This window comes from Citrobacter sp. S55_ASV_140 (assembly GCF_018919505.1).
GTDB classification, from domain to species: Bacteria; Pseudomonadota; Gammaproteobacteria; order Enterobacterales; family Enterobacteriaceae; genus Citrobacter; species Citrobacter werkmanii.
Map to the genome: position 1 here is coordinate 1 of NZ_JAHLQZ010000021.1, position 23153 is coordinate 23153.

Consider the following 23153-nt stretch of genomic DNA (forward strand, 5'->3'; position numbering starts at 1 on the left):
AGGCTTTCCCCAGTAAAGATTGACCTTCTTTTTGCAGTTTTTGCATCGAATCATACAAAGGCAGACCGGCCTTAATCATGTCTGCGCAAAACTGGTAGATATAGATGCGCTGTTTCTTACTGAATTTTTTCAACGATCATCTCCAGATCTTCTGTTGGCAATACGCCAAATTCCATTGCGTACCAGCGCGCATCCACACGACCAAGCAGCACATGCGCCATGACTTTTTCACGGATCTCAAACCCTTCAGCAAGTCCTACCGCTGTCTTTCTTTTTTCCCGCCACAGGGTGTAAACATTAAGCCACTCCTGACGGGAGATAGCCGCCAGTTCGTCATAGGTTGGCAAAAAATACTCCATCGCCAGCTGCCGTCCTTTGATACCGCTCTTCTTACACTTTACACACCCCTTCTCGCTTGCCCGGAACAGAGTAAAAGTGCGGTCGGAAAGGGTAATCTCTTCATGGACTTGCTTACAGGTATCGCAAAGCACCGGCACCAGTTTCTGACACTGCAACCCAGCAACGAAGCCTGGCGTGGAGAGCTTGTCACTGCTGATACCTAATGCGGACATACGCTGCAGGAGTGAAACGATATTGCCCGCATGCACGGTGGTAAAACAGTAATGTCCACTCTCAACGGCGCCCGCCAGAGCGTTAGCTGAAACATTGTCACGAATCTCCCCCACCATCAGTACATCCGGGTCGCGGCGTAACGCAGATTTAATTGCGGCGTGGAAGCCTCCCCCCTCGACGCTGACAACGGAGCTTTGCTTGGCACCGTATATCTGATATTCCACGGGATCTTCGACCGTCAAAAAGCAGCCGCGATCGTCATAGCGGTTAATTTGTAGCCATTCCATCAGGTTTTTCAGCGTGGTGGATTTGCCCGAACCTGTCGTTCCCGCAATGACATACGCGCCATAAGGGTTGCTAAGGATCTTTTTCAAATCGGCAATTTCGGCAGACGAAACGCCTATTTTATCCAGCGAGCCCAGGTTATCTTTTTGCAAACCGGAAGGAATAATACGCAGCACAGCATGGTAACAATCCGCCGTTTCGCCAAAAATGGGAAAATGGGCATAACGGAAGCGGTACGGTTTACCGTTAAGACTGTAGAGAATATTCGCATTCTGCGGAATTGCCCGGTTCCATGTTGTATCTCTGGTTGTAGCCTCTACGTTGTACAAAACAAATACCAGTTCATCACACTGCTGTGATTTAATCTGCATAAACGGCATCAATACGCCATTTACGCGCGCCTCGAGTAACGCCAACACATCATTCCGTGTAATATGAAGGTCGCTGGCCCCCATATTTACAACGCGCTGTAAGATATTGACCAACTGTTTTTGCGTGTCTGTGATATCAATATCATTATGCGCAGCGTTAAGGGCTTTAAGAGAGATAAATTCCAGTATATGAAAATAATCTTCTTCCGTTACTATCGCCAGGCCAATGACTGGCCGTTTATGCATTGATTTCAGCCGGCTTATCTGGAGCTTGTATTCAAATAGCTTATCGATATTGATAGTGTGTACTAATAAATACTCATAACCATCATGAATAGCATTAATGCCTATTCCTTCAAATTCATGATATTCCCAAAGACCGGAAAATATATCTTCAGTCGTTATTCGTTTAAAATCTATATTCACGGGTTAGCTTCCTTAATTTGCAACCCGTTTTTACGATCTTTGGTTAAAATGTATTGTGCGCCGTCCATGGAAAATACATTTCCTGGAGTGACGTATAACAATGTATCACCGCGTTGATTAGCAATAGCAACCCGAGAAAGACCGCCAATGACTGATTCCAGTACTACGTGCGGCTTCGCAATATTATTACCTGTATTTACCGCAGGCGCGCTCTTTTCAGTCTTGATCTTCGCTTCGATTACGGGAGTTGGAGTTGCCCTCGCTTTTATTTTATCTTCACCGCGCAGCTTACGAATTTCGCTCAACATTTTTTCTAGTTCAACCTGTTGCTGTAGCTTGCGATATTCTGACTGATATAGATAATCCTGCTCAACGAGAGCCTGAATATGATCCTGCATCGTCAGTTCCGCTGACTGTTCATTCAGGGCTTTCTCATCGACATTTTTTACCTCAGGAGACGCAGCTTTCTCGCCATTGCCTACCAGCGCTGGTTTACCGGTCTGGTTTTTGGGGGCAGGCGGCAAGTCAGTAGTCGGAGCGGCCTGTACCAGTCCGGATCCCACCATTAATACTGCAAATATGATGATATTTTTTACGCTTTGCATACTAATCCTCCGGATACTTTTATTCCATCGTTAATTGTTTCAATCTTCCTGATAAGAAAGGCATCCCGATACGCCTGTTTATACAAGGCAACCTGTAATAATATCCCTTCGTTCACTGATGTGGAGTGTGGTTTTGTCAGCGTCATGTTCCACTCTGCTGAAAGCATACCGTAAGCCTTAACGTCCCCCGCTAATGTTTTTTCCAGCGCTGCGACTGTCGATTTAGGCAGGGTCTTAAATACAATCTCGCCATTTTTCTTTTTACCCTTTCCGCCCGTCAACGTTGAGTTATAGCTTTTGATATAAGAGATAACCTCATTACAGGAATATAACGACAAAGGTTTGTTCTTCTTATACGCGCTTAATAAGCCGTTTTCTTTGCGGGCAATTTTCATGTCATTGTATTCAAGTGAAACCCCATTCGACCTGTTCTTTCCTTTTTTTACAGGAAATGATGCTGCGTAGGTTTTACCAAAGAAAGTTAACTCTGGTTGTGTCAAAATAGCAGCGGGATCGATTTCAAAAGTCATGTGACACGCCTTTAGCGAACAGCCATAGCTTCGTCCCTCAACAGGAAGTTTAATCAATGCGAACGGAATAACGCTGCGATGAATTTCATCAATCAGGCGAATACCGAAATCAATGCTCATTCCCTCTAATGATTTCTCATACCAGTCATGTACAGAAGCCTTATCGTTAAGCAGTTTCTGCGCAGCCTGGTGTTGCTGAGCAAGCATTTCGTCTTGCGGCATCTTTATAAAATAATACCAATAGCCTGCACCAGCACCACACAACAGTAAAGCAATAGCCAGAATAATAATTATAATTCGACTTGTAGAAAATGTTCCGCTCTTACCTTTCCAGAAATAGAGACCTTCCAGCATAAATTACCCCGCCACCAGAAAATGAAGTGCTAAAGCAAGCAGCGCCAAAAATATCAGACCACCAGCCAGAATGGAGCTAATAATGAATCTGCGACGTCGCTTCAGAGAGAGCTGATGCGCCGCGCATTTCTCTATCACCACAGAAAGCTGGACTTCGGTCAGCGACGTCACTTCCAGGTGTTCATATTGTTCCGGGTGCCGCATGAGCTCATCAAACAGGCTGCGCTCTATAAAGCAATCGGTTCCACTGACAATCCGGCCACCATTAATAATGAGCAGATAAGTGAAATTATCATCACCATGTGAGAAATAGATGCCATCCCCAAATAACTCTTTAATATAAATCGCAAAAGGCTCATAAAGGGTAGAAATTTTCTCACAATAACCCACTGCTAAACGCCCGTCAGAATCTTTATAGATTACCCGACGATTAGCCTTTACCATTCCGCGAAAAGCTGCCTGCGCGCCAGGGTCAAGGTGAGACATACTGTCCGGTTCCCAGAGCAGACCGGTAAGGATATTATTATCCTGTAACAGTTTATCCATAACCATTTATTCCTATCGGGAAGTAATAGGCTGACGATAATAATCGACGCCAATTACCATGACGATCGTCGCAGATTCATCTTCATTTTTGTCACCGATACCCAAGACCTGATATTCCAGACCACCATTTTCACCTTTCACATCATACTTGCCTACCATTAGCAGATCGCCCGGCATAATAATTGACGAATTAAATGATTCCGTGGTGCTTACGTTCGGTAACTGCACATCATCATAAGTTTCAATACCTTCCAGATACCGTTTTGTGAAACCACTCACTACCTCAATTCGACCATCTGAAAGCACGCGGGGGGTGATGATAAAACTGGTCCCTGTAATAATGGATGATGTTTCGACCGCGACGTTAACCTCACCATTGTCATCGACGGTACGGGTTTTGCTGGAGACGTAATTTTGCGACTTCGTCATATTCAGCGGTATCGCCATATTGTTACGCGTGATAAAGGAACCGCTTTGTAACGTCCGGTCACCCGTTAACTTATATAACGCATCCAGCCCGCTGCTGATATCAACATTGCTGTTTTTCCAGCCTGCCGATATGCCACCCGTTAATGAGTCCAGCAAACTTGAACTGATCTTCATGGTGTTTTGCCCATCATCCAGAGAGAAGTTAACGCCGGCAGAAAGCTGTTTCACTTTCGATTTATCGAGCGTGAAAATTTTATAGGTAACAATAAACTGACGGCTGTTATCCGCTTTATATTTATCTAACGCACGATTGAGCGCCTCATACTCTGACGGTCTTGAGTTAACCATTAAGACAGAAGAATCTTTGAATAGGTTGTAGTTTCCTGAAGAAATATAATTCTTCGCCATATCCTCCACATCATCCCAGAAAGATGATTCGAATTTGGTTTCGGTCTTTCCGGTCAACCCGCCGCTGGAAGTCGCCTCGTTACCAGAAAGATCGAGGTTCGTTTCTGTCTTATTGTTTTCACCATAAAAGTCCAGCTTAATGACATACGTTTCATAAACGTTTATTTTAAGAACGTTATGATTATCAAGTTTTGGGCTTACGTCATAAAGAGAAGCGATATACTGGATAAACGCCTCAAAGGTGCCATCAAATTTTACGCTACGCGCCGTATTCCAGCTACCGCTGTTATTTGACGCACCTGCTTTTGCGCCTATCGCACTCTCGTTGATCCGGTAACTGATTCCCGTTTGTGCAGAGACAGCGTCCATAATGACTGCCAGCGTGGCGGGTTCATAGGATGAAATTTTGACATGTTTTCCCATGATTCGCTGCTGCTCAACGCTATAATCCACCTTTTTCCCTATGTATGCGCGATCGTACTTAATATACGGCTTCGCTTTTGATTCATCCTGGGTGGTCGCATCTTTAAAATGCTTCTGAATCTGGCTTTCTGAGTCATATTTTTCTTCAAAATCGCTGACACACCCCTGAAGAAAAATGGCTAATATTAACAACCCTGTCTTAATCTTCATCCCTGCACCCATTTTACATTTCATCAATAACAATAACGCGATTTTTTTGATATTTCTTGACTACCAGGCCATAATTCTCAGAAAAAAACAGCTCGCCAAGTTCTTGCAGGATCTCGTCATCCGATTTCCCTGCCAGCGTAATATTGTTATAAACCAGGTAATCTTTTGCACTGTTCCAGAAAAGCTTATAGCCATTAGCCTCCACCCATTTTCTGATTTCCTGGCTTAATAATTTATCTTCCTGAATTACCAGTGGCGGCGCTGAAGGCGCATCCGCGTGATAAGTGTCACCAGTAAACGGGTTTCTGCCGGTATGTTGAACAACCGCACCAGAAGACACTGGAGATGCCGTCATATGGATCTCTGATGAACTATTATTACTTGCCATAGCCTGCGGCAAAAGCATTACCGACAATAAAAGCAGGCAGTATTTCCTGATAATCATATTATCTTCCCTCTGTTTATCAGATTGCTATTATTTGTATTCTGTCGTCGTCAATAAATCATATGGCGTACCTGATTGCGGTATCGTACTGCACCATTTGGTAATAACATAAGATATTGTCTGCGGGTTTACTATGCTAAACCCTGCTCCCGTTTCTGAATCATACAGGCCCATCGTTGCGGTCACTGCCCATACATACTTACTGCCCGGGAATTTATATTTTTGCGCTGAGTTATGATCGGGACGAACCCCACTTGAAACGTCCATCTCAGCCAACTCTACCTGCACAGTAACGCCGCCAAGCAAATCTACTTTCTTGCTATCATCTAATTTGGCGCGAGTCTCGTTTTGTTTGACATAGCTACCAGATATGCCGCCATCGTTGTAAGCTGAGACAGAAGATATACTGGCAGACAACCGCGGATATAACGCCCGCGTAACTTTTGTTTTTTCCTTATTGCCATCTTCATCCAGAATTGCGTCACCGTTGGCGTCACGCAAAATAATTTCCTGTTCGATAACAGGGCAGGTCTGCACTGCAAATCGATGCAAGCCAGAGTTTATTGAACTGTCATCATATGCTGCTACATAATCTTTCTTATCTGTAATATCCGCAGATAAAAGTTCATAGCCAGAATATTCACTCACTGACGGAGTCACAAGTTCAAATGCATCATATGCACTGGAAGGATAATAATTCGAAATAACATCAAATCCAGCCATGCTGCTGCCATCCCAAGGACGATAAGAGGTATTATCATCCAGATAAAAATCACCCTCAATTTCTTCATTATTGTTATTTTTGTATGTAAAGCGCTCAGGGCTACCGTCGGCGGAAAGCATTAAATCACCGCCATAATTACGCTTGAATAAAAAAACTGGCCGTGACGTATTTTCCATCACCAGATTGGCTTTTAGCGTACCCGTTTTGGTCTCATCACCATAATTCTCCGGATCGGTCATATCCAGCGAAAGGATCTGATCTTCGCCATGGGCACCTGTGCCTGCCTCCTGGTTGTAACACAGTTCAACTTTACTTGTCTGGGTGTTCCAGCATGCCGTGCCTGAGCCGCCGCCATTGCTCCCCTGATCGTTATCATTCATGTCAAAGGTGATGCGAATACCCAGTTGCTGACCCTTTCCCTGCGTTTCCAGTCGCTCCAGGTTAGACGCCATATCGGAAAACTCGACTGGCGTACTGCCGTCAGATTTCGTTATCAGTTGCCAGGCGTCCGCCGTCCTGACCCGGCGAACAAGCATGATATGCGAAGCAATCAGGCCTGAGTTATTTAACGCATTGTTAAACGCGGAGGCATAATTGGCAAAACTATACTTGTCGTTACTCTCCGTGTAGTTGAACGCAACAATAGCATCCATACGCGCAATTGTGCTGGAGGGGGTTTTAAGATCGTCAGAAGCAAACCCAATCCGTTCAATTTTCGCCGCGGGATTTTTAGCCGCCGTCACAAGTGAGCAGGGTAAATATTCTTGTGTCAGTTCAAATGTTGATTTAAGTGAGACGTTACAGCTTTTGCTGATGAACAAATAACGTTGTTGCTTTTGCTGATTCGCCCCCTCTCCCCACAAAAAATAGTTCGTCCCGGTCCCGGTATCAATGTCCGTAACGTTATTAGTTATCCGGTAACGATATTGGGAATCGGTACTGCTGCCTTGCGTGGCTTCATACAGTGGGTTATCTTTTTCACCGTCTTTTGTTTGCAGAGTTTCATCACGCAAATAATTCATCACGCCCTTCATCTCCTGGACAAGCGCGTTCGCGATGGTCTGGCGCATTTCTTTCGCTGCTTGTTTACGGGCATAATTGGTATACATAGCTAGCGCGCCACCAATGATTGCCAGTACAACAATAACTTCCAGTAGTGAAAATCCAGCCTGATGGTTTCGGGACCGCATACTAATTCCTGAAGAACATGAATCATTTTTATATAAATAATAAGTGGCTATTCACAGTAAATAGCCACTTGTTTTTATTCTAAAAAAGAACAGATTCTAATTTAGAGCACAAAGTATTATTTACTACCGAAGATAACACCGTTAATAGAACCCTGACCGTCACAGACGCCAGTTGCAACAATATCAGAAGGCGAAATATCACTCGAGGTCAGCGTCTTAAGAATTGCACCACTTTTACCCACACTGAAGTCTCGGTCAGCGATACTTGGTTCAGACCCGGCAGCGGCACCGGTATTGAGCGCTTCAACATAGTCCCACTGGTTACCCATCTGGGAAATCAGGTTACGACACTCTTCAGACGCCAGACCATTCACCACCACAACAAAGCCTTTTCTCTGAGAACTTGAGCTATCCGTTAACGCGTTATCCATCTGGAACGCATCGTTAGAGAAGCCGTTAAACGCTTCATCAGCAGAGATTTTACCCATACGTAACAGAGTGGCGATTGGCGAGTCATTGGATACAGAAGTATCGTTGATATCGGATTTAGACAAACCTTTAATAGAATCGCTTTGCGCCGGATATTGAGCCTGATCTTTATAAGCTTCATTCATTGCAGTACGTACACTGGTCAAGTCATCCTGTACAGCAGACAAGTCCTGAGCCGTAAAAGCCCGCTGGGCTAAAATAACCACACCAGCGGCAATAACACCGATAATCCCTAAGACAATAATTATTTCCAACAGCGTAACACCTCGCTGTTTCTTCATCTCTTTTAACTTAGAGACCTTTTTGGTCATATTCCCTTTTATGTTTAAAACCATTGTACTCATGTTATACACCCTTATTAATTCCGTTAAATTCAGGCTTAGCCACCTGTTCGAATATTATTAATATGGAAAAATAAGAATGCAACAGAACGAAAAAAAACTAAGAATACATTTATATTCAGCAAACACATTTCATACATTATTTTTATAAAATTTATAGGAAAGTATAATTATTATGAATTAGTTAAACCAATAAAACAAAACGTACTTTATAGCTGTACTTTTACATGAGATGCGGAATATTTTCAATAATTAAATGTCAATCTTGATAAATTTCTCTTCTTCCTTATTTATTAAGCCCTTATCGATAAAACAATACCGATAATACTGTCATTCCTGTTACTCTGGCATGAGAATGAAAAAAATGCCCGGTTAAATTAACCGGGCGTCTGATAACAAATTATAACGTTCTTTAATAGAGGTAAAACTAACCCCTATAGCTATGTATTAAACCGCTTTCACTGCATCTGCAATACGATGGGCGAACTCAGATACCTGTGCCTCGTCTTCACCTTCAACCATCACACGAATTAATGGTTCAGTGCCAGACTTACGCAGCAGGACGCGTCCACGATTACCCAGCGCCGCTTCAACATCTGCCATCACCGCTTTCACATTGTCATTTTCCAGCGGATCGCCGCTACCTGCGGTGTAACGTACGTTAACCAGCAGCTGCGGGAACATTTTCATGCCGCTGCACAGGTCGTGCAAACTCATATGATTGCGCACCATCGCGGTCAACACCTGCAGACCCGCCACGATACCGTCACCGGTGGTGGTTTTATCCAGCAGGATCACATGGCCTGAGTTTTCCGCACCGATACTCCAGCCTTTTTCCTGCATTTTTTCCAGGACATAGCGGTCACCGACTTTCGCACGGGCAAACGGAATGCCCAACTGTTTCAACGCCAACTCAAGGCCCATGTTGCTCATCAGCGTACCTACCGCGCCACCGCGTAGTTGCCCCTGACGCAGCGCTTCACGGGCGATGATATACATGATTTGGTCACCGTCGACCTTATTGCCTTCGTGGTCGACCATGATCACGCGGTCGCCGTCACCGTCCAACGCGATACCCAGATCGGCTTTTTCCGCGATCACGCGCGCCTGCAGGGCACGGACGTCGGTAGCGCCGACTTCTTCATTGATGTTAACGCCGTTTGGCTCACAACCAATGGCAATAACATTGGCGCCCAGCTCACGCAGTACGTTTGGCGCAATGTGATACGTCGCACCGTTAGCGCAATCGACCACAATCTTAAGCTCGCTCAGGCTCAGTTCATTCGGGAAGGTGCCTTTGCAAAACTCGATATAGCGACCGGCGGCATCGACGATACGGGTGGCTTTACCCAGCTCAGCCGAGTCCACACAGGTGATCGCTTTTTCCATCTCGGCTTCTATGGCTTCTTCAACCGCATCCGGCAGTTTGGTGCCGTCGATAGAGAAAAATTTGATCCCGTTGTCATAGTACGGGTTGTGCGAAGCGGAGATGACAATCCCGGCTTCCGCACGGAAAGCACGCGTCAGATAAGCAACGGCAGGTGTTGGCATTGGGCCAGTGAAAGAGGCAGAAAGACCTGCGGCAGCCAGGCCCGCTTCCAGCGCAGACTCCAGCATATAGCCAGAAATACGCGTATCTTTACCGATGATAATTTTTCGTGAACCATGACGTGCCAGCACTTTTCCTGCCGCCCACCCCAGTTTGAGCACAAAGTCAGGGGTAATTGGGGAGTCGCCTACGCGGCCACGGATCCCATCAGTGCCAAAATATTTACGATTACTCATAGCGTTTGTTTTCCTTTGCAGACAATGTGGCTTCCACCACACGCATCGCTTCTACAGTTTCTTTGACGTCATGGACACGAACGATCTGCGCCCCCTGCATTGCGGCAATCACCGCGCACGCAAGACTACCGTTCAGGCGTTCGGATGGCCCCACATTCAGCAGTTGACCAACCATTGATTTTCGTGACATTCCAACCAGCAGCGGCAGCTCAAAATGATGAAACTCAGCCAGGCGTGCCAGTAATGTGTAGTTGTGGGTGAGATTTTTACCGAATCCGAATCCCGGGTCGAGCAACAATTTATCTTTTGTGATTCCGGCTCGTTCACAACGTGCTATTTGCTCAACAAAGTAACGATTTACCTCAGCGAACACATCCTCGTACTTTGGCGCTTCCTGCATAGTTTTCGGTTGCCCCTGCATATGCATCAAACAAACCGGCAGTCCGGTTTCCGCGGCGGCTTCCAACGCCCCGGGCTCCGAGAGTGAACGAATGTCATTAATGATATGTGCGCCGACCCGCGCGCATTCGCGAATCACTTCGGGTTTTGAGGTATCGACGGAAATCCATACTTCAAAACGTTGAGCAATCGCCTCCACCACAGGGATCACTCGCTGCAGCTCTTCTTCCACGCTCACATCAGCAGCGCCAGGACGCGTGGACTCCCCCCCCACATCAATGATAGTCGCCCCAGCGTTAATCATCAGATTTGCGTGTTTTACCGCCTCAACCAGAGAGTTGTGCGCCCCACCATCGGAAAATGAATCTGGCGTAACGTTTAAAATCCCCATGACGTGAGGATGGCTGAGATCCAGTGAAGAACCCTGAGCAAAGAGTTTCATAGTTTTATCCCTGGTAAAAATCTTGAGTATGCAGATAAGAAAAACCCCGGAGCAAGCCCCAGGGTTTTCAATTAAAACACGGTCATCATCAACGATAACTTATTTGTCGCCCAGTTGCTCTGACATGGTGCCAGAGTCCGGCGCACGCGGTTCATCAACCGGACGCGGCGCGCTCGGCTTGCCGGTGCTGCCAGAGTTGTTGTTAGAAGAACCCGGTTCTTCCCAACCCGCTGGCGGACGCACATCGCGGCGAGCCATCAGATCATCAATCTGCGGCGCATCGATGGTCTCATATTTCATGAGCGCATCTTTCATCGAGTGCAGAATGTCCATGTTTTCGTTCAGCAGACGACGCGCACGGTCATAGTTACGCTCAATCAACAGCTTAACTTCCTGATCGATGATGCGAGCCGTTTCATCGGACATATGTTTAGCTTTCGCAACAGAACGTCCCAGGAATACTTCGCCTTCTTCTTCAGCGTACAGCAGCGGACCGAGTTTATCGGAGAAGCCCCACTGAGTAACCATGTTACGCGCCAGGTTGGTCGCGACTTTGATGTCGTTCGACGCACCGGTAGAAACATGTTCAGCACCGTAGATGATCTCTTCCGCCAGACGACCGCCGTACAGCGTGGAGATCTGGCTTTCCAGCTTCTGACGGCTGGCGCTGATTGCGTCGCCTTCAGGCAGGAAGAAGGTCACACCCAGCGCACGACCGCGCGGGATAATCGTTACTTTGTGTACCGGATCGTGTTCCGGTACCAGGCGACCGATAATCGCGTGGCCTGCTTCGTGATACGCGGTAGATTCTTTCTGCGCTTCCGTCATCACCATGGAGCGACGTTCCGCACCCATCATGATTTTGTCTTTCGCTTTCTCGAACTCAACCATCGACACGACGCGCTTGTTGCCGCGAGCAGCAAACAGCGCCGCTTCGTTCACCAGGTTCGCGAGGTCAGCACCAGAGAAGCCAGGCGTACCACGTGCAATGATTGCCGCATCGATATCCGGAGACAGCGGTACGCGACGCATATGCACTTTCAGGATCTGTTCACGACCGCGAACGTCCGGCAGACCAACCACAACCTGACGGTCGAAACGGCCTGGACGCAGCAGCGCAGGGTCAAGAACGTCCGGACGGTTAGTTGCCGCGATAACGATAATACCTTCGTTACCTTCGAAGCCGTCCATCTCAACCAGCATCTGGTTCAGGGTCTGCTCACGTTCATCGTGACCACCGCCCAGACCAGCGCCACGCTGACGGCCTACGGCGTCGATTTCATCGATGAAGATGATGCACGGTGCCGCTTTCTTGGCCTGTTCGAACATGTCACGCACACGAGATGCACCCACACCCACGAACATTTCCACGAAATCAGAACCGGAAATTGTAAAGAATGGAACCTTCGCTTCACCGGCGATAGCTTTCGCCAGCAGGGTTTTACCGGTACCCGGAGGACCGACCATCAGGACGCCTTTCGGGATTTTACCGCCCAACTTCTGGAAACGGCTCGGTTCGCGCAGGTATTCAACCAGCTCAGCAACCTCTTCCTTCGCTTCGTCACAACCCGCAACGTCAGCAAACGTGGTTTTGATCTGATCTTCCGTCAGCATGCGCGCTTTGCTCTTACCGAACGACATGGCGCCTTTGCCACCACCGCCCTGCATTTGACGCATGAAGAAGATCCAGACACCAATCAGCAGCAGCATTGGGAACCAGGAAATGAAGATAGAAGCCAGCAGGCTCGGCTCTTCAGGCGGCTCGCCGACAACCTTGACGTTTTTGGTCAGCAGGTTATCAAGCAGCTTCGGATCGTTAACCGGAATGTAGGTCGTGTAACGGTTACTATCTTTCTTGGTAACGTTAATCTCACGTCCGTTGATCTTCGCTTCACGAACCTGGTCCTGATTGACCTCTTGCAGGAAGGTAGAGTAATCAACCTTACGGCCATTAGACTCGCTGGGCCCAAAGCTCTGGAATACTGACATCAGCACAACGGCAATGACCAGCCAGAGAATTAGGTTTTTCGCCATGTCACTCAAGGGATTAACCTCATATTACAACTGTGTTAAAAACAGCGTCAGGATACTCTATATCCAGTTTCTTTCAAACTTTCGTTTGAAATCTACCGGTTATGGTTTACGCCCGGTCGCTACAATATACACTTCACGCGAACGGGCGCGAGAAGAGTCCGGCTTACGAACTTTGACCTTCGTAAACAGGGAGCGAATCTCTCTTAGATACTCATCGAAGCCTTCGCCCTGGAACACCTTCACTACAAAACTACCACCTGGCGCTAAAACATCTCGAGCCATTCCAAGCGCCAGCTCTACCAGATACATGGCCCGGGGAATATCCACCGCCGGTGTTCCACACATATTTGGTGCCATATCAGACATGACAACTTGTACTTTACTGTCACCTACGCGTTCAAGTAACGCTTGCAGGACTAATTCATCACGAAAGTCGCCCTGAAGGAAGTCCACACCAACGATTGGATCCATAGGTAAAAGATCGCAAGCGATAATGCGGCCGCTGTTGCCGATCTGCGTAACCGCATATTGCGACCAGCCACCCGGTGCAGCGCCGAGATCAACAATCGTCATCCCCGGTTTAAAAATTTTGTCACTTTGCTGTATTTCATCAAGTTTAAACCAGGCACGGGAACGTAACCCCTTTTTCTGCGCCTGTTGAACATATTTATCGCTAAAGTGTTCCTGAAGCCAGCGACTTGAGCTGGCAGAACGCTTTTTACCTGTCATTTCACATTCCCAAAGGGCAGTTCATCGTAACCAATGGTGTAAATTTCTACACAGCTATTTGGTGATATATGGGAGATGGCGGTAGAATGACCCGTTTTCAATCCCAACGTAAGCAAAAATATACGATGAATCTGAGTACTAAACAAAAACAGCACCTGAAAGGTCTGGCACATCCGCTCAAGCCGGTAGTTATGCTTGGCAATAATGGTTTGACCGAAGGGGTACTGGCCGAGATTGAACAAGCGTTAGAGCACCATGAACTTATCAAGGTGAAAATCGCCTCGGAAGATCGCGATACCAAAACCTTGATCGTGGAAGCTATCGTACGCGAAACCGGCGCCTGCAATGTACAGGTCATCGGCAAAACGCTGGTACTGTATCGCCCGACTAAAGAACGTAAAATCTCGCTGCCACGCTAAGAATATCCCAAAGTCGCACACGAAGTTTGTGTAAAACGCGGGGTTTTCCGCTAGCAGGAGAGCAAAATGCCACGCTCTCTTCGTTGATAAAAGGCCGCTATGCGGCCTTTTTCCTTTCTTTACAATGTATCAACATCTTAACCAAGATGCGAATTACAGGTATTCGACCTTCGTTACTTCATATTCAACTTCACCGCCCGGCGTTTTGATAACGACAACGTCATCCTGCTCTTTGCCAATCAGGCCACGAGCAATAGGCGAGTTCACTGAAATCAGGTTCTGTTTAAAATCAGCTTCATCATCGCCGACAATACGCCAGGTCTGCTCTTCGTCATTATCGAGATTCAGAACGGTAACCGTCGCGCCGAAAACAACACGGCCATTGTTCGGCATTTTAGTGACGTCAATCACCTGCGCATTGGACAGTTTAGCTTCGATATCTTTAATGCGTCCTTCGCAGAATCCCTGCTGTTCGCGAGCCGCGTGATACTCCGCGTTCTCTTTCAGGTCACCGTGCTCACGCGCTTCCGCGATAGCGGCGATAATTTCAGGACGGCGCACAGATTTCAGAAAATCCAGCTCTTCGCGCAGTTTTTCAGCACCACGTAAGGTCATCGGGATAGCTTGCATTTGTTATACCTCTTGAACATTCCTGTAGGGGGCGATGCTTCTCACCCCGGCTGCTAAGCCCACCCTGGCATACGCCATGCCAGAGTCAGAAGCAAAAAAATACCGACCCGGGGCTCAAGGTCCCAGGTCAGCTACAATTCTCTATTTGATGATCATTTTACCCTGGAGTTCCCTATGGGTCATCGTTTACTTTTTGGGGCGTTGCGCCGTAGTATGACGGCCTGTTTCCAGGTTGTTAGCGCGAGATTATGCGATTTCCCAGATTTACCATTGGATTGACTGCCAGTATAGCGTTCAGGCTGCGAATGTCGACGAATACATCAACCAGCTTCCTGCCGGGGCCAACCTCGCCCTTATGGTACAGAAGGTTGGCGCATCTGCACCCGCTATTGATTTTCATAGCCAGCAGATGGCGCTCCCCGCCAGTACCCAGAAAGTGATCACCGCGCTGGCGGCGTTGATTCAGCTCGGGCCTGATTTCCGTTTTACCACCACGCTTGAGACGAAAGGCAACGTGGAAGGCGGCGTTTTGAAAGGTGACTTAGTGGCGCGATTTGGCGCCGATCCGACGCTAAAACGCCAGGATATTCGCAATATGGTAGCGACTCTGAAAAAATCTGGTGTGACGCAAATTGCCGGAAATGTTCTGATCGACACCTCTATTTTCGCCAGTCATGATAAAGCCCCCGGTTGGCCCTGGAACGACATGACGCAATGTTTTAGCGCCCCGCCTGCCGCAGCCATTGTCGATCGCAACTGTTTCTCGATTTCGCTCTACAGCGCGCAAAAACCGAACGATCTGGCATTTATTCGCGTGGCATCCTACTACCCGGTCACCATGTTCAGCCAGGTGCGAACCCTGGCGCGTGGCTCTGCCGAAGCGCAATATTGTGAACTGGACGTGGTTCCAGGCGATCTCAACCGCTTCACGCTGACCGGATGCCTACCCCAACGCGCCGACCCGCTGCCGCTGGCGTTCGCCATTCAGGATGGCGCCAGCTATGCCGGGGCGATTATCAAAGATGAGTTAAAACAAGCGGGTATCACTTACAGCGGCACGCTGCTGCGCCAGACGCAGGTCAACGAGCCGGGAACCGTGGTTGCCAGCAAACAGTCAGCGCCGCTGCATGACCTGCTTAAGATTATGCTGAAAAAATCGGACAACATGATTGCCGATACCGTTTTCCGCATGATTGGCCATGCACGATTTAACGTCCCGGGCACCTGGCGGGCAGGTTCCGATGCCGTACGCCAAATTTTGCGCCAGCAGGCGGGCATCGATATTGGCAACACCATTATTGCCGACGGTTCTGGTCTCTCCCGCCATAACCTGATTTCCCCGGCGACCATGATGCAGGTGCTGCAATATATCGCTCAGCACGATAACGAGCTGAACTTTATTACTATGCTACCGCTGGCGGGCCATGACGGCTCCCTGCAATACCGTGCGGGCCTGCATCAGGCTGGCGTGGATGGCAAAGTATCGGCGAAGACAGGCTCACTACAGGGCGTCTACAACCTCGCAGGCTTCATCACCACGGCAAGCGGTCAGCGTATGGCATTTGTGCAGTATCTGTCGGGCTATGCGGTACAGCCGGCTGACCAACGTAATCGGCGTATTCCGCTGGTACGCTTCGAGAGTCGGTTGTACAAAGATATTTATCAGTCTAACTAAGCGGATGCAGGGAGCGGTAACGCTCCCTCGTCGTTTCTAATCGTTTACCGGGATTATCCGCAGCTCGGTTAACCCAATCCCCAGCTTCCTTGGCGGAGCGGATTTAGGAAAACCGATATAATTTCCCTCGTTACTCAACTCCGGATAAGGGGGGACAATCGTTAGCGTATCGAGTCTGTCAGGATTCGTCATATGTAATATCACCGTTTCCGCCTCTGCGTGCAGGGTGAGATAGTGGGTACAGGAACCGATGGAAACGGGAAGCGGTGCACCAATATTTTTGCCAAAGGCTTTTGCCTTGATCTCAACGTCAAATTTCGCGGGCAGTGGTTGGTTATAGGTGATAGCCACCGCGGGTGACAGGTTCGCATCTGACCACCGTCCCCAGTATTCTGGATGCCCCACTCCTGTTATTGATTTCACAAATGCAGGCAGTCCTTCCGCCGCAAACAGTATGCGATCGGACTGATAGCGGACAACCTTTGCGGAAAGTAATAACCGCGCCTGGATACGCTGAAAGCGTTCATGATTCGTTTCGCCCGGAAATTCACTCATCCCGCCTGAATAATCTTCAGCGGTTATTTTCTCGATGTGAGTCTCGCTACCGGCTTTCCCAGAGGCAACACACCACCCAGTATTGACGGCAGAATCCGGTTGCCATACGGGGCCAATGCTCAGGCATTGATCTATCCAGATAAATTTATGGCCTTCAGGCAGAAATCCCAGGGTATTCCTTAAAGACATTCCCACGTCATTCCCGTCATCGACAACCGGCCAGACTCGTCCCGGAGATACTTCCAGTAAGGCGGGAATAGGGTATTCAAAACTATCAAAACGCAGCAACTTTCTTCTGGTATCAACGGTAAAATTTTTAATGGACTCGGGAATTCCCCAACGGGAGCGGATAGCAGGCCCCCAGGCTAACAACTTATTTTTAAAGTCGTCAAAAACCGCTGCCAGTGAAGGCTGACTTAATGAACTTCTCCCTAAGCCTATTGCATTATCGCCCCCCATCAGCTCAAGCACCGTTGCCCCATTATCTAACGTGCTTCGCTTATCGGCGATAACTTTCGGCGTCACACCATTTCTGAAAACCACAAATAAATTGCGACGAGGCATTTTATTTAAATAATCCACAGCAGCCGTCATATTTTGCATTACCAGATGATCGGATGAGAGAACAATAATTGTATTACTGGCCCAGGGCGAAGCCTGTATCCGTCTAATGAATTTAGCGATTTCCCTTTGGCTACAAAGCACAGAGGTTAACGCATCGACTTCACTACCATTTTTTTTATAGCTGACAGGACAGCTCGTGGGGATATAACCTTCAGGAGGATGGGTATCCAGCGTCAACGTGAATAACGCAAAAGGCGTTTTTTGCCGGGACAAATGCTCAAACTTGCGCCAGACCTTTTCCAGCAGCATATCATCATATAGCCCCCAGGCATTCTGGGCGGAAAAATCCTTCTCCAGGCCAGACTCCGCCAGTCCCCAGGCATGGTCAATGCCGTGCGTTTTAAAAAACACATCCTTATCGGCGAAACGTAAATCAGCGCCCTGCATAAACCAGGTTTCATAACCTGAATTTTTCAAAATATCCCCAAGGCAGACTGAAGAGGAAAAGAAGCCCAGACTTGCTTTCTTGCCACTTAAATCGGTCGGTGCAAACAGCGGAAGACCACACTGCGATGCCACGATCCCTGCTATTGTAAAATCCGTCGCCGGATACTGTTCTGTGCCGCTAAAATCCAGGCCATCTTGTTTCAGCGCCGTTAAATCAGGCAGCAACTGAGGAAATGTGTCTTTATCAAAGTAGGTTCTTTCCAGGCTTTCTGCATAAATATATACCAGATTATATTTTGGATTATTAATCCTGGTATCTGGCGTAATATAGTAGCGCGAAAAATCGGAACCATCTACTTCTGCTGGCGGCTTGTTATAATTAGTGAATTGTAATAATGCCGGAGAGATGCCAACAGCAAAAAATGTCAGCAATACGGCGGTTATCGAAGCGTACTGTTTTCTCTCTTTTTGAACATTTTTACCTTGCATGAATCGCCAGCTCAGAAAGAGTAGCAGTCCAATCAGCAAGACAGTAACGACAAAAGGCGCGACGTAATCTTTAAAATCCGCGCCATAAAGCGAGCGGGTCAAAGTATAAATAACAGCGTCATTAACCCCTTCGCCCGTAAAGTAATAACAGCCTAACCAAAACAGGCTTAAAAATAAAGAAATGCACTGAGCAAGTAAAATAAGAAACGCGTAATAGATTGCCCTATAGCCTTTACTTTTATAAATCAGGGCGGCCAAAACCATTGAGGCCAGTGATATAATAATTGCTACAAATGAGTATTGCATTACCTCGTCTCATACATGCACGCTAAATGAGGAGGAATTATAATTGGTCGTTTAATGCGGGAACATCATTAATATTTTTTTCAGAATATATAAATAAAAGGGCTGGTAAACCAGCCCTCAAAATCAACGCTTATAGATGAACTCAACGCCTTCTTCGTCGTCTTCGTCCCAATCGTCATCCCAGTCATCTTCCGCTTCGTCTTCGACTTCAGCGAGCTGCTGGCGGTGATAATCATCCCACATGAACTCAACTTTCTCTGGCTGTTTCGCTTCTTCAGCCTGAACAATCGGGTTCTCAATGATAAAGGTCATCACATCCCAGCACAGATCCTTCACGCCCAACTGGCTGGCGGCGGAGATCAGGTAATATTTACCTTCCCAGCCCAGCGCTTCGGCGATCGCTTTCGCTTTCTCTTCCGCTTCGGCCTTGTCCAGCAAATCAATTTTGTTGAACACTAACCAGCGCGGTTTAGACGCCAGGTCCTGACTGTATTTTTCCAGTTCGCCAATAATGATACGGGCGTTCTCTACCGGATCGGAGCCATCAATTGGATCGATATCGATGAGGTGCAGCAACACGCGGCAGCGTTCCAGGTGTTTCAGGAAGCGAATCCCCAGACCCGCGCCTTCAGCCGCGCCTTCAATCAACCCCGGAATGTCGGCCACTACGAAGCTCTTTTCGTTGTCCATACGTACCACGCCCAGGCTTGGTACCAGGGTGGTGAACGGATAATCGGCAACTTTCGGCTTCGCCGCGGATACCGCACGGATAAACGTCGATTTACCGGCATTTGGCATACCCAACATACCTACATCCGCCAGCAGCATCAGCTCCAGCAACAGATCGCGCTTATCGCCCGGTGTCCCCATCGTTTTCTGACGCGGAGTACGGTTGACCGAGGATTTGAAACGGGTGTTACCCAGGCCGTGCCAGCCGCCTTTAGCGACCATCAGACGCTGACCATGCTTGGTCATGTCGCCCATGGTTTCGCCGGTGCCCTGATCGATAACGCGCGTACCGACAGGCACTTTAATCGTAACGTCTTTACCGCGTTTACCTGTGCAATCGCGGCTCGCGCCATTCTGACCACGTTCCGCACGGAAAGATTTTTCAAAACGGTAATCGATCAGCGTGTTCAGGTTTTCGTCGGCTTCCATCCATACGTCGCCGCCATCACCGCCATCACCGCCGTCCGGGCCGCCTTTTGGAATATATTTTTCACGGCGGAAGCTCACGCAACCATTACCGCCATCACCTGCAACGACCAGAATCGATGCTTCATCAACAAACTTCATTTTACTCTCCGTAAATCATTCGCCTGAGCGGGGTTGCGAAACCACCGTTTCATGCTTACGTAAACCGCCCCAAATTCGATGACCAATGGCGGAATACATCGCGCCCGCAACCACGATAAACGCACCGAGATAACCTAAAAGGTTTAGCATCGGTCTGGCGAAGAAATCGGGCCAGGCCAGTGATAATAAATCTGAAAATAACAACGTAAACAGCGGCGTAAGCGTAATAATGGCGCTTACCTGCGCCGCCTGCCAGCGCGCCATCGCTTCCGCGAGAGCGCCGTATCCTACCAGCGTATTCAGGCCGCAGAATACCAGGCAGGCCAGCTGCCAGTCGCTGAGCTGCGTGATGACACCGGGTTTAGCCAGCGGCAACAACGCGATCGTACATAAAGTGTACAGTAAAAACAGGATCTGCGGTGACGCCAGACGGCGCAATAACACCTTTTGCGCGACCCCATAGCTCACCCAGACCATCGCCGCACCGACACCAAAGATAACGCCCCAGGTGTAATCGGTGAGTCGGGTAAAAATTTCGATCAGACTGGTATTAAAAAACAGAACCAGGCCGCTCAGAAGCATAATGGCGCCAATCACCTGCGTGCCGCGCATCTTTTCTTTCAGGATAAAGACGCTGGCGATCATCATGCCAACGGGTGACAGCTGACCGATAACCTGCGAGGCCGTTGGGCTCAAGTACTGCAAAGATGAACTAAACAGAATGAAGTTACCGAACAGCCCACCGGTGGCTATTGCCAACAGCACCAACCAACGCGCTTTGCGAAAAATGCGCAATGGGGGGAGCTTTTTTTTAACCGCAAGGATAGCGCCAAGGCCAATACTTGCCATTAAAAAACGGTAGAACACCACGGTAGGAGGCTCCATCACCTCCAGCACTTGCTTCATTGCTATTGGCAAAGCGCCCCAACATATTGCAGTCGTGAGTGCTAACAGAATACCAATGCCTGCCTGCTGCTTCATGCCGTATTCCCTGCAAGGGCTCGTTTCCGGTTTATCACGGCGCGACGAGCATATTTACCGGCCGTCGAATGTAAAAAGCCCCGCAACGTGTTGCGGGGCTTTTATCCGTTACCGGGACGCGAAAAACTTATTCAGCAACGATGCTGATGAATTTACGGTTTTTCGGGCCTTTCACTTCAAATTTCACTTTACCGTCTGCTTTAGCAAACAGAGTGTGGTCTTTGCCGCAACCAACGTTGGAGCCAGCGTGGAATTTAGTACCACGTTGACGAACGATGATGCTACCAGCCAGAACTGTTTCACCGCCGAAGCGTTTTACGCCCAGACGTTTAGCTTCTGAATCGCGACCGTTACGAGTCGAGCCGCCAGCCTTTTTATGTGCCATTTAATCTGCTCCCCTTAACTTAAGCGCTGATGCCAGTGATTTTCACATCAGTGAACCACTGACGATGGCCCTGCTGCTTACGGTAGTGTTTACGACGACGAAACTTAACGATTTTAACTTTCTCGCCACGACCATGAGCAACAACTTCAGCTTTGATAACGCCGCCATCAACGAAAGGAACGCCGATTTTGACTTCTTCACCGTTTGCGATCATCAGAACTTCAGCGAATTCAACAGATTCGCCAGTTGCGATGTCCAGCTTTTCCAGGCGAACGGTCTGACCTTCGCTTACTCGGTGTTGTTTACCACCACTTTGGAAAACCGCGTACATAAAAAACTCCGCTTCCGCGCACACCTTTTTGATGATTCAGAGTGCGCTATAAATATTCACAATAGGGCGCGAATATTACGCAAAACGCGAGCCTTTGACAAGTGCTACCGTCAATACATGAAGAAAAAAAACACAACACGTACGGTAACGTTTATCTACGGCGTTTTTTCAGTACAATCAGCATATATTTATAAACCTGAACCCGACGTTACCTTGCCATACAGTGAGGTAATCGGGGCGAGAAGCCCGGCTTTTGCGATGAATTTAGAAAAAATCAATGAGTTAACCGCGCAAGATATGGCGGGGGTCAATGCGACAATCCTTGAACAGCTCAATTCCGACGTCCAGTTGATCAATCAGTTAGGGTACTACATCGTGAGCGGCGGCGGAAAACGCATTCGCCCAATGATCGCAGTACTTGCAGCACGTGCTGTTGGTTACCAGGAAAATGCGCACGTTACGATTGCAGCCCTCATCGAGTTTATCCACACTGCGACCCTCCTGCATGACGATGTTGTGGATGAGTCCGACATGCGCCGCGGGAAAGCCACAGCGAATGCGGCGTTTGGTAATGCGGCCAGCGTGCTGGTCGGCGATTTTATCTATACCCGCGCATTTCAGATGATGACCAGCCTCGGCTCGCTGAAAGTACTGGAAGTCATGTCAAAAGCGGTTAACGTCATCGCAGAAGGTGAAGTTCTGCAGTTGATGAACGTCAACGACCCGGACATCACCGAAGAAAACTATATGCGCGTCATCTACAGCAAGACGGCGCGTTTGTTTGAAGCCGCAGCCCAATGCTCAGGTATTCTGGCTGGCTGCAGCGAAGAACAAGAGAAAGGGTTGCAGGATTATGGCCGTTATCTTGGGACTGCGTTCCAGTTAATTGACGATTTACTGGATTACAGCGCAGATGGCGAGCAGTTGGGGAAAAACGTCGGTGATGACCTTAACGAAGGTAAGCCGACGCTACCGCTGCTGCATGCCATGCGCCACGGCACCCCGGAGCAGGCGCAGATGATCCGTCAGGCCATTGAACAAGGTAACGGTCGTCACCTTCTGGAGCCGGTTCTGGAAGCGATGAACGCCTGTGGCTCTCTGGAGTGGACCCGACAGCGTGCGGAAGAAGAGGCCGATAAAGCCATCGCCGCGTTGCAGGTGCTGCCTGATACGCCATGGCGAGAAGCGCTGATTGGTCTGGCGCATATCGCCGTACAGCGCGACCGCTAATTACCTTCCCCCCAGCCACTCATCATCCCGTGCCTCGCACGGGATGCTCTTATAAATTCCAATAAATCCTTTCGGCTTTCCAGATTATCAAGCCAGATATTGGCATA

20 protein-coding genes and 2 pseudogenes are annotated in these 23153 nt (G+C 48.3%); 3 read left to right on the forward strand and 19 right to left on the reverse strand.

Features of this window, described 5'->3' with window-relative positions:
* The 13 genes and pseudogenes from KQJ18_RS05725 to rlmE form a co-directional block, all read right to left on the reverse strand.
* Window positions 1-133 (reverse strand): annotated as a pseudogene (locus tag KQJ18_RS05725) (type II secretion protein F); the annotation flags it as partial.
* Entirely contained in the window at window positions 117-1655 is a 1539-nt protein-coding gene (locus KQJ18_RS05730; RefSeq protein WP_137347336.1) for an ATPase, T2SS/T4P/T4SS family, read from the reverse strand. The gene KQJ18_RS05730 and the pseudogene KQJ18_RS05725, both read right to left, overlap by 17 nt.
* On the reverse strand, window positions 1652-2260 hold the full coding sequence (locus KQJ18_RS05735) for a hypothetical protein (protein WP_051594486.1): 609 nt from the start codon (window positions 2258-2260) through the stop codon (window positions 1652-1654). The genes KQJ18_RS05730 and KQJ18_RS05735 overlap by 4 nt, the downstream gene beginning before the upstream one ends.
* A complete protein-coding gene (locus KQJ18_RS05740) occupies window positions 2248-3144 on the reverse strand; it encodes a hypothetical protein (RefSeq protein WP_150345482.1) in 897 nt (298 codons plus the stop codon). The genes KQJ18_RS05735 and KQJ18_RS05740 overlap by 13 nt, the downstream gene beginning before the upstream one ends.
* 3 nt (window positions 3145-3147) lie before the next feature.
* A complete protein-coding gene (locus tag KQJ18_RS05745) occupies window positions 3148-3690 on the reverse strand; it encodes a hypothetical protein (protein WP_038634220.1) in 543 nt (180 codons plus the stop codon).
* 12 nt (window positions 3691-3702) lie between these two features.
* Entirely contained in the window at window positions 3703-5172 is a 1470-nt protein-coding gene (locus tag KQJ18_RS05750; RefSeq protein WP_253297458.1) for a type II and III secretion system protein, read from the reverse strand.
* A 1-nt stretch (window position 5173) separates the two neighbouring features.
* On the reverse strand, window positions 5174-5605 hold the full coding sequence (locus tag KQJ18_RS05755; RefSeq protein ID WP_085048649.1) for a TcpQ domain-containing protein: 432 nt from the start codon (window positions 5603-5605) through the stop codon (window positions 5174-5176).
* A gap of 30 nt (window positions 5606-5635) precedes the next feature.
* Window positions 5636-7519: a type II secretion system protein gene (locus KQJ18_RS05760; protein WP_216421633.1), complete on the reverse strand. Its 1884-nt coding sequence runs from the start codon at window positions 7517-7519 to the stop codon at window positions 5636-5638.
* A gap of 116 nt (window positions 7520-7635) precedes the next feature.
* A complete protein-coding gene (locus KQJ18_RS05765; RefSeq protein ID WP_216421636.1) occupies window positions 7636-8352 on the reverse strand; it encodes a type IV pilus major pilin in 717 nt (238 codons plus the stop codon).
* A 444-nt stretch (window positions 8353-8796) separates the two neighbouring features.
* A complete protein-coding gene (glmM, locus tag KQJ18_RS05770) occupies window positions 8797-10134 on the reverse strand; it encodes a phosphoglucosamine mutase (protein WP_038634228.1) in 1338 nt (445 codons plus the stop codon).
* Entirely contained in the window at window positions 10127-10975 is an 849-nt protein-coding gene (gene folP, locus KQJ18_RS05775; protein WP_038634231.1) for a dihydropteroate synthase, read from the reverse strand. Before folP ends, glmM begins: the two co-directional genes overlap by 8 nt.
* A 99-nt stretch (window positions 10976-11074) precedes the next feature.
* Window positions 11075-13009: an ATP-dependent zinc metalloprotease FtsH gene (gene ftsH / locus KQJ18_RS05780; RefSeq protein WP_003025013.1), complete on the reverse strand. Its 1935-nt coding sequence runs from the start codon at window positions 13007-13009 to the stop codon at window positions 11075-11077.
* A gap of 99 nt (window positions 13010-13108) precedes the next feature.
* Window positions 13109-13738: a 23S rRNA (uridine(2552)-2'-O)-methyltransferase RlmE gene (gene rlmE, locus KQJ18_RS05785; protein ID WP_006687879.1), complete on the reverse strand. Its 630-nt coding sequence runs from the start codon at window positions 13736-13738 to the stop codon at window positions 13109-13111.
* Window positions 13739-13863: 125 nt separating this feature from the next.
* Here rlmE and yhbY point away from each other — a divergent pair, with 125 nt between their 5' ends.
* Window positions 13864-14157 (forward strand): ribosome assembly RNA-binding protein YhbY, encoded by a 294-nt coding sequence (gene yhbY / locus KQJ18_RS05790; RefSeq protein WP_003025016.1) that lies wholly within the window; start codon window positions 13864-13866, stop codon window positions 14155-14157.
* Window positions 14158-14310: 153 nt separating this feature from the next.
* On the opposite strand, the gene greA is transcribed toward yhbY, so the two are convergent.
* A complete protein-coding gene (greA, locus tag KQJ18_RS05795; RefSeq protein ID WP_003025019.1) occupies window positions 14311-14787 on the reverse strand; it encodes a transcription elongation factor GreA in 477 nt (158 codons plus the stop codon).
* Window positions 14788-15035: 248 nt separating this feature from the next.
* Here greA and dacB point away from each other — a divergent pair.
* Window positions 15036-16462: pseudogene (gene dacB, locus KQJ18_RS05800) on the forward strand (serine-type D-Ala-D-Ala carboxypeptidase).
* Between the two features lie 36 nt (window positions 16463-16498).
* Here the strand turns inward: dacB and opgB are convergent.
* The 5 genes from opgB to rplU all read right to left on the reverse strand — a co-directional run bounded on the left by opgB (window position 16499) and on the right by rplU (window position 21816).
* Complete coding sequence (opgB, locus tag KQJ18_RS05805; RefSeq protein WP_216421641.1) at window positions 16499-18823, reverse strand: phosphatidylglycerol--membrane-oligosaccharide glycerophosphotransferase; 2325 nt, start codon at window positions 18821-18823, stop codon at window positions 16499-16501.
* A 123-nt stretch (window positions 18824-18946) separates the two neighbouring features.
* Window positions 18947-20119 (reverse strand): Obg family GTPase CgtA, encoded by a 1173-nt coding sequence (gene cgtA / locus KQJ18_RS05810; RefSeq protein ID WP_038634240.1) that lies wholly within the window; start codon window positions 20117-20119, stop codon window positions 18947-18949.
* Window positions 20120-20134: 15 nt separating this feature from the next.
* Window positions 20135-21100, reverse strand: a complete 966-nt coding sequence (locus tag KQJ18_RS05815) for a DMT family transporter (RefSeq protein WP_006687874.1) — start codon at window positions 21098-21100, stop codon at window positions 20135-20137.
* A 127-nt stretch (window positions 21101-21227) separates the two neighbouring features.
* Entirely contained in the window at window positions 21228-21485 is a 258-nt protein-coding gene (rpmA, locus tag KQJ18_RS05820; RefSeq protein WP_003025030.1) for a 50S ribosomal protein L27, read from the reverse strand.
* Window positions 21486-21504: 19 nt separating this feature from the next.
* Window positions 21505-21816, reverse strand: a complete 312-nt coding sequence (gene rplU / locus KQJ18_RS05825) for a 50S ribosomal protein L21 (protein ID WP_003025032.1) — start codon at window positions 21814-21816, stop codon at window positions 21505-21507.
* Between the two features lie 258 nt (window positions 21817-22074).
* Here rplU and ispB point away from each other — a divergent pair, with 258 nt between their 5' ends.
* Window positions 22075-23046, forward strand: a complete 972-nt coding sequence (gene ispB / locus KQJ18_RS05830) for an octaprenyl diphosphate synthase (protein WP_003025033.1) — start codon at window positions 22075-22077, stop codon at window positions 23044-23046.
* Window positions 23047-23153: the final 107 nt, after the last annotated feature.